At 43.5% G+C, this 14,691-nt stretch carries 11 protein-coding genes and 1 pseudogene; 8 read left to right on the top strand and 4 right to left on the bottom strand.

The features are described from left to right. The 3 genes from QNK26_RS15105 to QNK26_RS15095 form a co-directional block, all read left to right on the top strand. Positions 1 to 2,177, top strand: a 2,177-nt coding sequence (locus QNK26_RS15105) for a molybdopterin dinucleotide binding domain-containing protein (RefSeq protein WP_319224558.1), incomplete at its 5' end; no start/stop codon positions are given. 229 nt (positions 2,178 to 2,406) lie between these two features. Further along, complete coding sequence (locus tag QNK26_RS15100; protein ID WP_319224554.1) at positions 2,407 to 3,024, top strand: c-type cytochrome; 618 nt, start codon at positions 2,407 to 2,409, stop codon at positions 3,022 to 3,024. Positions 3,025 to 3,033: 9 nt separating this feature from the next. Continuing rightward, positions 3,034 to 4,086, top strand: a complete 1,053-nt coding sequence (locus QNK26_RS15095) for a c-type cytochrome (RefSeq protein WP_319224552.1) — start codon at positions 3,034 to 3,036, stop codon at positions 4,084 to 4,086. Between the two features lie 80 nt (positions 4,087 to 4,166). Here QNK26_RS15095 and eat read toward each other — a convergent pair whose 3' ends face one another. The 3 genes from eat to QNK26_RS15080 are packed head-to-tail and all read right to left on the bottom strand — an operon-like array spanning position 4,167 to position 7,829. Then, positions 4,167 to 5,555, bottom strand: coding sequence for an ethanolamine permease (gene eat, locus QNK26_RS15090; RefSeq protein WP_319224549.1), 1,389 nt, complete (start codon positions 5,553 to 5,555; stop codon positions 4,167 to 4,169). Between the two features lie 14 nt (positions 5,556 to 5,569). After that, entirely contained in the window at positions 5,570 to 6,424 is an 855-nt protein-coding gene (eutC, locus tag QNK26_RS15085) for an ethanolamine ammonia-lyase subunit EutC (protein WP_319224547.1), read from the bottom strand. Then, positions 6,417 to 7,829, bottom strand: coding sequence for an ethanolamine ammonia-lyase subunit EutB (locus QNK26_RS15080; RefSeq protein ID WP_319224544.1), 1,413 nt, complete (start codon positions 7,827 to 7,829; stop codon positions 6,417 to 6,419). The genes eutC and QNK26_RS15080 overlap by 8 nt, the downstream gene beginning before the upstream one ends. 187 nt (positions 7,830 to 8,016) lie before the next feature. On the opposite strand from QNK26_RS15080, the gene QNK26_RS15075 reads away from it, so the two are divergent. Continuing rightward, positions 8,017 to 8,973, top strand: coding sequence for a helix-turn-helix domain-containing protein (locus tag QNK26_RS15075; RefSeq protein ID WP_319224541.1), 957 nt, complete (start codon positions 8,017 to 8,019; stop codon positions 8,971 to 8,973). Here the strand turns inward: QNK26_RS15075 and QNK26_RS15070 are convergent. After that, a complete protein-coding gene (locus QNK26_RS15070; protein WP_319224540.1) occupies positions 8,963 to 9,919 on the bottom strand; it encodes a LysR substrate-binding domain-containing protein in 957 nt (318 codons plus the stop codon). The two genes, QNK26_RS15075 and QNK26_RS15070, sit on opposite strands and share 11 nt — an antisense overlap. A 106-nt stretch (positions 9,920 to 10,025) precedes the next feature. Between QNK26_RS15070 and QNK26_RS15065 the strand changes: the two genes are divergently transcribed. The 4 genes and pseudogenes from QNK26_RS15065 to QNK26_RS15050 all read left to right on the top strand — a co-directional run. Then, complete coding sequence (locus QNK26_RS15065) at positions 10,026 to 11,228, top strand: multidrug effflux MFS transporter (RefSeq protein ID WP_319224538.1); 1,203 nt, start codon at positions 10,026 to 10,028, stop codon at positions 11,226 to 11,228. Between the two features lie 176 nt (positions 11,229 to 11,404). Further along, the gene (locus QNK26_RS15060) at positions 11,405 to 12,445 is read left to right on the top strand and encodes a helix-turn-helix transcriptional regulator (RefSeq protein WP_319224535.1); all 1,041 of its coding nucleotides are present in this window, start codon (positions 11,405 to 11,407) and stop codon (positions 12,443 to 12,445) included. Between the two features lie 278 nt (positions 12,446 to 12,723). Next, complete coding sequence (gene fabV / locus QNK26_RS15055) at positions 12,724 to 13,881, top strand: enoyl-ACP reductase FabV (RefSeq protein ID WP_319224532.1); 1,158 nt, start codon at positions 12,724 to 12,726, stop codon at positions 13,879 to 13,881. Positions 13,882 to 14,005: 124 nt separating this feature from the next. Beyond that, a pseudogene (locus tag QNK26_RS15050) lies at positions 14,006 to 14,691 on the top strand (hypothetical protein); the annotation flags it as partial.

Raw genomic sequence — 14,691 nt, 5'->3', positions numbered from 1 at the left:
GCCAAGCTCGCCAACTCGCCACTGCACGCACCAAAGGTAATTTTAGCTACGCAGTAGTATCACCAGCATTACCAGCGTCATCTAGTTTAGCGGCGGGTAACAACAATAACTGGCTACCGATCAAACCCGGTACAGATTCGGCATTAGTATTGGGTATGATCCAATGGATACTGGCTAACGATAAATTTAATAAGCCATTCTTGTCACAACCTGGGCCAAATGCGATGAAAACCGCGGGTACCGCGCATTGGTGTAATGCCACTCATCTGGTGATCAGTGATAAAAACCATCCGCGCTACGGGGCTTTTTTACGCGCGTCAGAAATGGATCTTCCGTTTACCGGTAAACCGCTATCAGAAACGGATCCGTATGTGGTGGTCGATGCCGACAGCGGTGATCTTTCAGTTCACACTCAAGATCAACCCGCACACATCTTTGTTGATCAAATAGTTACAACCAAGCAAGGATCCGTACAAGTTAAGTCATCACTGCAGCATTTAAAAGAATCGGCCTTTAAGCATGATCTGGCTTTCTACAGCGCGCAATGTGATATCCCAGTAGCAACGATCACGGCACTGGCGAAACGCTTTACCAGTCACGGCACTAAAGCTGTAGTAGATAGCCATGGCGGCAACATGCACAGTAATGGTTTCTACAATGCTTATACTATCCTGATGCTCAACGCGCTGATTGGCAACATCAATTTAAAAGGGGGTGTGATGGCTAAATCAGGTGGTTATCCAACATCCGGTAATGGCCCGCGTTATGATTTCACTAAATTTAAAAATAAAGTAAAACCCAAAGGGATCTTTTTATCACGCAGTAAATTTCCATACCAAAAAACCAGTGAATACAAACGTCGTGTCGCCGCAGGTGAATCACCGTATCCAACGCGATCACCTTGGTATCCGATCTCTGCGCCGTTATTAACAGAACATCTCTCTGCTGCGGTCGATGGTTATCCGTATCGTGCCAAAGCTTGGATCAACCATATGGCCAACCCTATGTATGGCGTTCCCGGTTTAGCTAACTTACTGGGCGAGAAATTAAAAGATCCACAACAGTTGCCACTGATTGTTTCTGTTGATGCCTTCATTAATGAAACCACGGCATTATCCGATTACATAGTGCCAGATACCGTCACTTATGAAAGTTGGGGCATGACGACACCTTGGCATGGTGTTCCCACTAAAACAGTCACCGCACGTTGGCCGATTGTGAACGCCTTAACAGAAAAAACGGCCGATGGTCGTGCAATCAATCTAGAAAATTTCTTAATTGATATTGCCAAGAAAATGCAGTTAGGTGGTTTTGGTGATAATGCCATTAGTGATAACCAAGGTAATTGGCATGGCATTCACAGCGCTGAAGACTTCTATTTACGCGCAGCGGCCAATTTAGCCTATGTGGCCAATGGTGTTCCTGCTGCCAGCGGTGAAGATATGGTATTGTCTGGATTAGAACGCTTATTAGCTGATATGCAGCGGGTTCTGACACCAGAAGAACTCGGTAAAGTGGCGTTTATCTTTGCCCGTGGCGGTCGCTTTGAAGATGCGACCCAAGCCTACAAAGGCGACGAAATGAAATACAAATGGCAAAAACCATTAGCAATTTGGAATGAAAAAGTCGGCACATCACGTAATACTATGACCGGCGAATATTATTCGGGCTGTCCTACATGGTATCCACAAAAATTAGCCGATGGCACACCGTTAACAGAAAAGTATCCAGCAACGGAATGGCCATTTACCTTAACCAACTTTAAATCCAATATACACAGTGCGGTATCAAACCTGTCACCGCGGTTAAATTCGATTAAAGGTATTAACCCAGTGTATATCCACCCGACAGACGCGGCGAAAATTGGCCTGACAACCGGAGCGATGTTTACCATTACCACGCCGACCAGCGCTACTAAAGCCATGGCGTTAATTGTTGATGGGTTAAAACAGGGAACGTTAGGGTTTGAACATGGTTTTGGTCATTCCGAACTCGGCGAACGCGCACATTGGATTGGCGATACACAACAACCAGTGAAAATGAAATCTACCGATGGGGTAAATATTAATGATATCGGCCTAATCGATCCAACACGTCAAGGTAAAGGCGTACTACTCGATTGGGTGGTGGGCGCTGCTGCAAGACAAGCATTACCAGCTAAAATTAGTCTTAACTAACATAATGCTAGTTAATAAATAGGCCTGATAAATAAAATAAGTCCACTGTCGTATCCGCTACAGTGGGCTTTTTAATAACAACGGTAATCCTAATCACAAACCCCTCCAATTTATGTGGATAACCACAATATCTTTCCTTTTCTCAAACCGCCAAACTAGCCACGCTATATTGCTGTTTATAAAAATAATAATGACACTAACTCTACCCCCAGTAACTCGGAGACATACCATGCCCATAAAGAACATATTTCGCAGCATCATTGGACTGAGCGCTTTGCTGTTAGTGCAAGCGCCCGCATTTGCAGCAACACCACCCGCGGCGATGGTATGTGAAAGTTGTCATGGCACGGCAGGTTTAGGTACGCCTAATCTAGCGCCGATGCTGGCAGGTATGGATAAAGATTATTTAGTCGAACAAATTAATCACTTTAAAAATGGTAATCGTAACAACCCATCCATGACATCGATGGTCATGACGTTGCCAACACCAGAGTCTGTGCAACAAGTCGCTGCATTTTTTGCCTCTTTACCGGCGCCGACCATCACTGATATTGAAAAACGTGGTGATAACGTCATCATTTCAGACCCAACCAGAAAACTTGTTTATCAAGGTGATTGGACACGTAATATTCCAGCCTGTGCCACCTGTCATGGTCCGAGCGGTTTAGGGGTTGCGCATTTCCCGCGCCTAGCCAGTCAGCATGCTGATTATATCACTAGCCAATTAACCGCATGGCAAACTAAGCAACGCACTGGTGATCATAATAATGTCATGGCAACCATAGCACAGCAATTAACAGCCTCTGAAATCCAACATCTTGCGCAATACTTTGCAGCGATAAAATAAGGTTATTCCATGAAAAAATTATCTCTCATCATTAGCGCAGGTTTATTATTTACAACGTTTGCCAACGCTGAAGCCAATTTACCCGATCGCCAAACTGAACTACCAGCCCATGCAAAAGCGGCGAGTAGCGAATATTTAGTACCGCGTGATTTAGCCACTATCCCAGATACCGAGTTTGGTAATAAAGTAAAACTCGGTTATTCATTATTCGTTAACTCGCAACCTATGCGCGGTCAATACGTGGGTAATGAACAAAATTGTGCCAACTGCCACATGCAAGCAGGTATGAAAGCTAACTCTGCACCGCTGTGGGGCGCATTCATGGCATATCCTGCGTATCGCAAAAAGAACGATAAGGTAAATACCTACGCAGAACGTATCCAAGGCTGTTTTAAATATTCAATGAACGGCGTGGCACCTGCGGTTGATTCACCAGAACTGGTGGCATTAACCGCTTATTCATATTGGCTAGCAATGGGTGGCTTGTTAGATAAATACGACATGCAAAGTACCCCAATCCCAGAGATGAGTGACGCAGTCGTGCAACTTGGCGGTAAAGCCGATTCATTTGTATTACCAGAAAAAATTGCGGCAGCACTACCAATTGAACAGCGTAACAAGCTAGCCGGTCGTGGTTACCCTAAACTAGCCAAGTCAGCAGCAACACCGTCTATCGAACGCGGTGCAATTGTCTATAAGCAAACCTGTGCAACTTGTCATGGTGATAATGGCCAAGGCTTAAAGCAAGACGGCGTACAATCATTCCCGCCACTGTGGGGTAAAGATTCGTTTAACTGGGGCGCTGGTATGCATCGCGTTAATACCGCGGCTTATTTCATTTACGAAAACATGCCGCTGGGTAAAAGCATCCAACTCAGCAACCAACAAGCATGGGATGTGGCCGCATTTATGAATAGTCACGAACGCCCACAAGATCCACGCTTTAGCGGTGATTTAAAAGCCAATACAGAGCAGTACCATAATCATCAAGGTTACTATGGCAAAACGGTTAACGGTAAAGTCGTTGGTGAAAATGCCTTTCCGGTTAAAGCGGTAGATTAAATTCACTCGCAGAATCCCATAAACACACAAGCCCTGATCCGATGGACCAGGGCATTCACCAAACCTTGCTCCTTAGGCGCTTATAACTCTAACTCAGCCTGAGAAAGCAAAGCAAATTCCTCCTCTGCGGTTTTCGCTACCAGATTATTTTTGGCAAATAATAGATAATACAAAATACCGATAATAAACAATCCAAAAGTATAGAAGAATGCTCGAGTATCGTAGGCATAGACACCCGTTAACGCCACCAGCGACAATAACAACGCAATTGCCGAGGTAACAACGCCACCAGGCGTTTTATACGGTCGTGGTAAATCAGGTTGGTTAATGCGTAATAAAATATGGCTTAATGCCATCAGTGCATAAGATACCGTGGCACCGACTACCGCCATAGATAACATCAAATCGCCTTCACCACTTAACGAGGCAGCAAAACCCAGCAAACCCGGTACAACCAATGCCCGCGCAGGTACTTTCCGTTTTGACGTTATCGATAATGCTTGCGGTAAATAACCCGCACGAGAAAGTGCAAATACCAAACGACTATAACCATAAATAATGGAAAAGAATGATGCCACTAATCCGGCTAAACCCAATACGTTAACCCAAGTCGCCAACGAAGCATAACCATTGACATTTAAGGCATCAACCAAAGGCACCGCACTTTTACCCATCGCATTAGTTCCCGCAGCGCCCGCAACCAAGACCACGACGAGTAATGCGGTAAAGAGCAAAAATACCATTGCACCGACGATACCTTTAGGCACATCTTTCGCTGGATTTTTGGCTTCCTCTGCCGCTAAAGGCACCCCTTCAACCGCTAAAAATAACCACATTGCAAACGGTAATGCCGCCCACACACCATACCAACCCATAGGCATAAACTCAGAGGCACCAAGATTACTGGTTACCGCCATATCAAATAAATTATTCACATCAAAATGACCGATAAGCGCCGCGCCAGTGGCTAAAATAGCAACCACAGCCAAGCCGCTGATCACCATCATCACTTTCAATGCCTCGCCAACACCAGCTAAGTGAATACCGATAAAAATCAAATAAAACACCGCGTACACAATCGGACCATCAATACCGATCAGAGCATTCACCGCGGAACCAATAAAGATCACAATGGCCGCAGGAGCTAACACATACTCAATTAAAATCGCTAACCCCGTTAAATAACCACCAGCAGGCCCCATTGCTTGACGCGCAAAACTATAACCGCCACCCGCAGTTGGGATAGCCGAAGACATTTCCGCCAACGATAACACCAAGGCAAAATACATTAGCGCCATTAACACTGAGGCAATTGCAAAACCACCCCAGCCCGCTTGCGCAAAACCGAAGTTCCATCCCGCAAAATCACCCGATATAACATATGACACACCCAAACCAGCTAATAATACCCAACCAGCTGTACCTTTCTTTAATTGTCTCTTAGCGAGATATTCCTTATGTTCTGACATTTGATATCCTTGTCTTAGTTAGTATTAGAAAGTAAAAAATTAGGGCTATCCGGCGATGCATCGAGCATTAAGGTATCCGAGCGATCTTTAAGGTTAACACCAGATAACGATAACCGACGCGCTTCCGTTAGCAGATAAAAAGCCCGTAGGCTGGCTTCGTTATAAGTTAATCCTTTGGGGCGAACGTTAGAAATACAGTTCCGATTCGAGTCATCTAGGCCTCGTTGCGGAGCCCAAGTCAGGTACATACCAAGACTATCCGGAGAGCTAAGTCCGGGACGTTCACCGATTAATACCAGCACCAACTTCGCCGCAAGTAATTCACCAATATCATCACCAATCGCAACCCGTCCTTGTTCTACGACCGTAAATGGCGCTAATTTCCACTCTTGGCTGTTATCTGCCGCCAAACGTTGCATTAATGATTTAATTACCGCGACCGCGTGATCTTGCACTGCCCGAGAAGACAAACCATCAGCAATCACAATCGCCAGATCAAATTCAGTTTGATTACGTTGCTGAAAATCCTGTAATTTGCGTCGAGAAATCTCATCAATTTTGCGCCCCAAGTCAGGACGCTGTAAGTACATAATGCGATCGGTCACCGCACTCTGTAACGCCAAAGTTTCAGCGCACGGGGTTGGTAAAGTCGCTAAATTAGCACATAACAATTTAATATCGAGAGGCGTATGCACTGCATCTTTGGCTTGAGCATGGGCTAATTGAAATTTAAATAACTCATCACTCGGAATACTATTACCCACTCGGCCTAAACCTATTCTGGCATCAGTAAAACGCCTTAATTTACGCCATGGGTTATCCACCACCTGCGTCGATTGCAACGCCATTAAGTCGAGTTCATTAGGCATAGCACTGTCCTTCTGGTAACTGGGAGAGGGTTTTAGAAAAACGTTCAGGAACAGTATTATTGAGGATGACGTCAGCAGTATCACTAAACAATTTCATCTGTGTTAGCCATAGTTCAAATTCTGGCGCTGGGCGTAAATCCAAAACTCGGCGGGCATACAGTGCATCATGAAATGACGTTGTCTGATAGTTCAACATGATGTCATCAGAGCCGGGAATGCCCATAATAAAAGAACATTCGGCCACCCCCAATAATGTCAGTAAATTATCCATATCATTTTGATCAGCATAAGCATGGTTGGTATAACAAATATCGCAGCCCATAGGTAAACCGAGTAATTTCCCACAAAAATGATCTTCGAGACCAGCGCGAATAATTTGTTTACCATCGAATAGATATTCCGGACCAATAAAGCCGACTACTGTATTCACCAATAACGGTTTAAATTTTCTAGCGACCGCATAAGCACGGGTTTCACAGGTTTGTTGATCTAGATTATGATGAGCATTTGCTGAGAGCGAGCTGCCCTGTCCAGTTTCAAAATACATAACATTATTGCCGACAGTGCCACGCTTTAGCGATAATGCAGCGTCATTCGCTTCTGCCAAAATATTAAGGTCAAAACCAAAACTCTGGTTAGTAGCCTCCGTCCCCCCGATCGATTGAAACACCAAATCCACTGGCGCACCGAGTTTAATCGCTTCAATAGTATTCGTCACATGAGTTAAAACACAGGATTGGGTAGGGATCTCATATTGCTGGATCACATCATCCATCAAGGTTAATAACTTGCAGGCTTGAGCGACATTATCGGTCGCCGGGTTTATGCCAATCACAGCATCGCCACTACCGTACATCAGACCATCAAAAATGCTGGCCGCAATGCCATTAACATCATCAGTGGGATGGTTTGGTTGTAATCGAGTAGATAAACGTTTATTCAAACCGATAGTATTGCGAAATCCAGTTATCACCTCACATTTTTTAGCCACCAGAATGAGGTCTTGATTACGCATGATCTTGCTAACCGCAGCGGCCATTTCCGGTGTAATGCCCATACGTAAACGCGCTAAGATGATTGGCGTAGCCGCATCACTGAGCAACCAATTACGAAAGTCACCCACCGTAAAATGCGCAATAATCGAAAAAGCCTCAACATCATGCTCATCCATAATCAGACGAGTAACCTCATCCTTTTCATAAGGAATAATAGCTTCATTGATAAATGTTTTCAGTGGTACTGCTGCAAGTGTCATTTGCGCAACAACGCGTTCTTCTGCAGTATGAGCAATGACACCTGCTAGTTTATCCCCGGAACGTTCCGGTGTCGCTTTGGCAAGCAGCTCTGCTAAGGACTTGAATTGATATATTTTACTACCAAGCTGATGGCGATAGGCTGCTTTCATTCTTTGACCTCCAATAGCATCTGTAAACATATTGCACAGATGGGATTAATACTTGCATATAAAAGCTAAAGCGAGAATCATTCCAAAGCTCTATCAGGTTTGAGCAATTTTAATCGACCTTTAAAATCAGCAGCTTAACCATGGTTTGCTTCATAAGAGAGCATATTCACAAGGAGGTAGTTAAAAAATGGACCATCTGACTAAGCACGTCTCTGCACCATGTTTGAACATTTATGAAGCAAACGATGCAAATAAGCATGCCAGTAACTTATCGCTCTGGTCACAAGAATATGATCAATTCAGTAATGGGGCTTTTTATGGGCGTATTAACGAAGTAGTCCTAGCGCAAACCTCTGTCTTTAAGGAATACACCAATCAATCATTACGACAACAGTGCAATATTAATGATGGCGGGATCTGGTTAGGGTTTAGTGCAGATAATAACAGATGTCGTATTAATGGCCTCCACACTCAAGAAAACACCATTATGTGCAGAACTGGACAACAAGATTTCGAACTAATGACGCCCCCAAATTTTAGTGTTTTTGGTATTGTTATCGATAAGTCTGCATTGATACAGGCAGCTAATATGCAAAAATTAGCGCTGGATGAGATAATACCTAGCCTCGAATTACTTCCCTATTACGCAGCGGGCACTATCAGCACACTACGCTATTTTATAGAGCACTTGTTATCATCTCAATTACTTAATATAACCAGCCGTATACAAGAAGATATTTTAATTTCCGCGGTCATTGAATTACTGATGAACAAGCAACCTGCAATGACAACACGAGTAAGTTATCGAAAGCGTAGAGTAACGGTAGAAACTATTATCCAATACATGACAACGTCAACTTATCCAACAACGATTAGCGAACTCTGTAATATAGCTAATGTGAGTCGACGCACCTTGCAATATAGCTTTGAATCAATATTAGGCATTAGCCCTCAGCGTTTTATTCGCCTTACCCGTTTAAACCAAATACGGCGAGAACTCAGTAAGCCAACTCAAACCAAACCCATAGTAGATATAGCGCTTGATTACGGTTTTTATCATCCAGGCGCATTTTCTCAGGACTATAAGTTACTGTTTGCTGAAAGCCCATCCATCACACGGCAACTGCACATGATTAGTCCATAGCCCCTTCCACACTTTGACAAATAATATCCCTCACCCACTTATGCCCAGGTTCATCATTATTACGCTCATGCCATAACAACACATACACCAATGATGAAAAATCGATCGGTAACGGTAGTTGCACCAAATTATACAATTTCTGAGCATGCGCCACAAAACACGACGGCAAGGTAAAAACTAAATCGCTGTGTGCGCAGACACTGGCGGCACCGTAAAAATCCGGTAATGTAGCGCAGATATGACGATGTTGGCCTGACTCAGCTAATTGATAATCCAATAACCACCAATCATTGCCTTCACAGCGAACCTGTACATGCGACATACTTAAATAGGTGTCGACATCCCACTGCCCAGCATTAATACTCGCTAGCATAGGATGGTCACTGCGTATTAAGCATACTTGGTTATCGGTAAATAACTTTTGATGGGCAATGCCATCGGGTAAATTGTTGAGCCGAAAATCAGCGGTAGGATGTAATTCTCTGGCGGTAATACCAAAATCAATTTGTCCTTGTTGCAAGTCTAATAATGACTTTTCATTCCAACCATAAATTTCTAAATTGAGCTTAGGAGCTTGCGATAAGATAGGGCCTATATAATAAGGCAACAATGTTTCATAGGCACTTTCCAGCATCGCAAACGAAAACTGGCGATGACTTTTTTCGGGCGTAAAACTCGGCGGCAAACTGATCTGATACAGGCCTTGCAATATTGTCGGTAATTGCGCTTTTAACTGTAAAGCATGGGCGGTTGGTTTAAGTCCGTGGGCGGTACGTAAAAATAATGGATCATCTAAGGTATCCCGCAACCGGGTTAAGCTCTTACTTAATGCTGACTGACTCAGATGCAAGCGGCTCGCAGCACGTGTCACACTCTCTTCTTCTAACAAGATTTGTAAGATCACTAATAGGTTTAAATCTATTTTAGCGAGATTATCTAAATTCATGAGATATTCCTAAATGGAAATTCAGTATTGAAATTATACCACTTCCATTCATATCATGCTTTACGTAAACTGCCGATATTAATTGACACCTTATTAGAGAACAACAATGCGCCGAAATATATTACCGATTTTGATGGCGATGGTGGTGCTAAGCCCCCTCGCTATCGATATCTACCTGCCTTCAATGCCAACCATGGCGACTGAATTTCAAGTTTCATCAAGTGACGTTCAATCAACATTAGTGCTGTTCTTATTTGCTATGGGTATTGGTCAGATCTTAATTGGGCCGCTGGCTGATCGTTTTGGTCGTCGTCCAATCGCTATCGGTGGGGTTATATTATATTGCTTAAGCAGCCTACTTGCTGCTGGCGCGGCTGAATTCCATTGGTTACAAATAGCGCGCGTACTACAAGGTATCGCGGCCTGTGCAAGCTCTATTGTGGTGTTTAGTGCAGTACGCGATAGCTTTGACTCTAAAGTGAGCGCGCATTACTACAGTTATTTAAATGGCGTGATTTGTGTGATCCCAGCACTCGCACCTACACTCGGCGGTCTCTTAGCACTGCAGTTTGGCTGGCGTTCAACGTTTATTTTCATGGCATTATACGGATTGATTATATTAGCATTGATCATCAAAAAACTGCCTGAAACACGTCCAGACAATACCGATACATCCGGTTCTCTATACCACTGGGAGCGCTTTAAACCAGTATTACACGATGCCCATTTCATGTTTTATGCGATCGCATGTATGGCCGGTATGGCATCAATCTTAACTTATGTGTCGTATGCACCGGATTGGTTGATCCGCCATTTAGGCGTCGCAGAATTAGAATTCAGTGGCTTGTTTGGCCTTAACGCCGTCGTCAATATTGCAGCTTGTTTTGCTGCGCCGTTAGTGATTAAACGTTTTGGTAATCGCCCTACCGTTATTATCGCCTTTATCACGTTATTATCGTCTGCCGCATTACAGTTAGCAGCACAACAATGGGGACCGACAGCAGGCATGGCAGCAGCCTTTGCCTTTATGGTACCTATGATGTTGCTGTGTATTGGTTTTGCTTTATTGCTTGGGCCTGCAACCAGTATGGCTTTGTCGGCATTTGGCGAACGCGCTGGCACGGCCGCGGCAATGTTAGGTTGTATTCAAATGAGCGGTGCAGCCTTACTGGCAGGCTTAATTCAGCAAACCAGCCTCACAGCCCCTTATGCCGTGATCGTATTAATGGGTGGTTTATCGGCGTTATTATTAGCGATAATGCTCATACCGCGTCTTGATCATTGGCATCAGGAACAGCTCCAACATTAAGTACCATAATGAACGGGTTTAAGGACATTGAAAACCCGTTCATTACTCAATAGCACGCATTCCGTGCGAGCCAAATATAACTTGACTACGACAGTGCGAAGCCGCAAAATAAATCCGTAAACACCCTGAAAGTGAACACTTTTATTATTAATTTGCATACGGCAGTTGAATTCAATATGGATAAAATATTAACAAATAGTATTCAACAATATGCTATCCATAAAGGGTGGTTACAGCTTTTAATACAAGCGGCACAGGAATATGGGCTCGATACAGACCACTATTTCCCCGAATCTAACTTCGGTATTCAGCCGTTACGGAGTTATGATGTGCGCCAAATGCGAGCCATTCATTTGCAGATGCTCAATGACAGTAAAGATACCCTTTTTTCGGTTAAGGCCGCGAAAAATATCAACCCACTCACTTTCAGTCACTGCTCCCTGTTATTTTGGACTGCGCCAAATCTATTGACTCTATTAAAAGATATCAGCGAATACAGTATCATCTTAGGTTCTCCGTTTCGCATTCGATTTAATGAAATGTCGAATGGTGATGTAGAGTTATGGTTTTTCAACAACGAGCCGTTAAATAAAGAATCACACGTCACTTACCTTGGTGTGACGCTCTATATCGCGACCATTATAGAAATAATTAACCAAACCACGGGTAACAAACTACCGCCTATTGACATATTTTTAATGCACTGGCCATATATTGATTGCAGCATCGATAAGTTTGAAGCAGGTCAGGAGTGCCATATTCACCTGGGGTCCCCCGTTCGAAAGCTCCTCATTAAGCAACAGCATTTATCACTACCGCTCATATCCAATGACTCAGCTATCTACCCGCAAATGCTTACTCAGTTGCGTAAACAAAAAGCCACATTGGAATCAAAAGATATTATTCTACAGATTTATAAAACGCTGGATGAGTTCCCCCATTTAGCCGATATTTCCGCCCCTAAGATCAGTGCACTCATACTCATGAGCAGCAGAACAATGCACCGACGCCTCGAAGAAGTCGGCTCAAGTTATCGAGACGTCATAGAAAAATATAAGCTAGAAAAGGCATTACAACTGCTTAATCAACCCAATATAATGATGACCGAGATTGCATTTCAGCTTGGCTTTGCCGATCTGAGTAGTTTTTCACGCGCGTTTAGACGCTGGTCAGGCATTAGCCCGTCACAGTTACACAAAAATAATACTGTCATATAACCACGCTATATATCCTTACTCCCCACCACAGATCTAACTGAATCAGACATTCCAATACCAGCTTAAATAACACACTATATATTCTCCCCTCTAACCACAAATCAAACCTAATCACACACTCAAATACAGCTGAAATAACCTTAAATAAATTAAAAATCATACATTTCCCGCCAATGATTATTCTCCTTTTGCCAACAAATAAAACTGCGTGCCGTGACGAATAATTTATTTTTCAGCTCGTTAGAATAACCTCAGAAGCAACAATAGAGGATCACAATATGCACACTCCTAAAATTATAAAAGGCGTCATCGCAGCCAATTGCCACCCAGAAGGTTGCAAGGCTATTGTTCAGCAACAAATCAATGAAATTAAAGATACCATCCACAACGCGCCAAAAAATGTACTCATACTGGGTGGTTCATCAGGGCTGGGACTTGCGTCTCGGATCTCATTAGCCTTTGGCGGCGGTGCAAATACCCTCAACGTCTCCTATGAACGCGCACCATCTGAAGAGAGTAGCGGCACAGCCGGCTATCACAACAACATCGCTTTTCAAACGTTTGCTAAGCAAGCAGGGTTAATCGCTGAAGATTTTATCGGCGATGCATTCAGCAGCGATATGCGTAACAAAGTGATCAGCTATATCCGTAACAACTTCGGCCAAATTGATTGTTTAGTGTATAGCTTAGCAACAGGCGTTCGACCAAAAAGTGATGGTACAGGCATGTGGAAATCAGCCTTAAAAACCATTGGTAAACCTTATAGCGGTAACTTCATCAGCTTTGAACCCGAAGTCATGGTACCAGTCACGCTTGAACCCGGTTCCGACAGCGAAATCGAAGCAACCGTCAAAGTAATGGGGGGGGAAGATTGGCAAGAATGGATCTCGATACTTAAGGAAGCGGGCGTTTTAGCTGATGGATTCAAAACGATCGCTTATTCCTATATCGGTTCTGATATCACTTACCCGGTTTATTTTGGTGGCACATTAGGCAAAGCAAAAGAACACCTTCATGCAACAGCGGATGTATTAGATAGCAGCCTTAAAGATATTAATGGCGAGGCTTATGTAGCCTTGTGTAAAGCAGTGGTATCAAAAGCCGCGGTATTCATCCCTGGTTTATCAACCTATATCTTAGCTTTATTTAAAGAATTAAAAGCACGTGGCGAATATGAAACAACAGCGCAACACATGCACCGAGTCATGACCGACTTTCTCTATAATCCGGCCGGCACACCAACCGATGAGCAGCGCTTGATCCGCGCAGATAACCTCGAACTAAACCCTGATGTGCAAGATAAAGTGAAAACGCTGATCGCCAACATCACGCCGCAAAATTTTAAAGAACCAGAGTTTGGCGACTACGCCGGTTATCGTCGTGATTTCATGCAAATCAACGGGTTTGAAATTACCGGTATTGATTATTCCAAGTAATTAAATAGCTCCCACTAAGTGAATAAACATAAATCGATGAGCAAGATGACGGCACTCACCATATGCGATTGCTAATAACTTGCTCCTTACAAGTAGACAAGTAATTTAAATAATAGGTACTTCTATGAAACATAATTTTAATACTGTATCAATGTTACAAGCCGTTACTGAAATTAAATCTGGCGATCGTTTATGGATCGGTGGTGCAGTCGGCATCTCTTATGAATTCGCTACTGTGCTTGAAAAAATGAGTGCCAAGCTTAGCAATGTTGAAATCTATAGTGGGTTTATTTTAAATCCCAAGCAAGAATTTATGACTCCCGCTTATCAAGGCCGTATTTTTTATAGCAGTTTCTTCCTTGGCCCGATGGAACGAGCAATGCGTCCATTAGGCAATATGGAACTAAACACGACACACTTAAGTAATATGGATGAGATATTCAATGATAAAAAGCCCAATGTAGTTGTGCTTGAAGTCTCACCTCCAAATAATGAGGGCATGTGCTGCTTAGGACCAACGGGTGGTTTATGCTCACAACTAGCAATCAAAAATGCGACCAAAGTCATCTTTGTCGTTAATGAAAATGTACCGGTTTGTGGTGGTTCTCGCAACTATGCGCACATTGATACAGCGCATGTGGTAACAACCTCTAAACAGCCCTTTATCGCGATTCCTAATGATAGCGTTGGTGCTGTCGATGCCAAAATTGCAGATATCGTTGCAGAACTGGTCACTGATAATTGTACTTTACAGATCGGTGTCGGTTCTATTTCCAACGCCGTCGGTTATGCCTTAAAAAACAAGAAAAA

Source organism: Moritella sp., assembly GCF_033791185.1.
Taxonomy (GTDB): Bacteria; Pseudomonadota; Gammaproteobacteria; order Enterobacterales; family Moritellaceae; genus Moritella.
The sequence above is the reverse complement of the archived record's forward strand: the minus strand, read 5'-3'. Positions and strand labels throughout refer to the sequence as shown.

Coding starts and splice junctions, on each gene's coding strand:
- QNK26_RS15100 (WP_319224554.1), top strand. CDS start 2,407: ATGCCCATAAAGAACATATTTCGCAGCATCATTGGACTGAGCGCTTTG.
- QNK26_RS15095 (WP_319224552.1), top strand. CDS start 3,034: ATGAAAAAATTATCTCTCATCATTAGCGCAGGTTTATTATTTACAACG.
- eat (WP_319224549.1), bottom strand. CDS start 5,555: ATGTCAGAACATAAGGAATATCTCGCTAAGAGACAATTAAAGAAAGGT.
- eutC (WP_319224547.1), bottom strand. CDS start 6,424: ATGCCTAATGAACTCGACTTAATGGCGTTGCAATCGACGCAGGTGGTG.
- QNK26_RS15080 (WP_319224544.1), bottom strand. CDS start 7,829: ATGAAAGCAGCCTATCGCCATCAGCTTGGTAGTAAAATATATCAATTC.
- QNK26_RS15075 (WP_319224541.1), top strand. CDS start 8,017: ATGGACCATCTGACTAAGCACGTCTCTGCACCATGTTTGAACATTTAT.
- QNK26_RS15070 (WP_319224540.1), bottom strand. CDS start 9,919: ATGAATTTAGATAATCTCGCTAAAATAGATTTAAACCTATTAGTGATC.
- QNK26_RS15065 (WP_319224538.1), top strand. CDS start 10,026: ATGCGCCGAAATATATTACCGATTTTGATGGCGATGGTGGTGCTAAGC.
- QNK26_RS15060 (WP_319224535.1), top strand. CDS start 11,405: ATGGATAAAATATTAACAAATAGTATTCAACAATATGCTATCCATAAA.
- fabV (WP_319224532.1), top strand. CDS start 12,724: ATGCACACTCCTAAAATTATAAAAGGCGTCATCGCAGCCAATTGCCAC.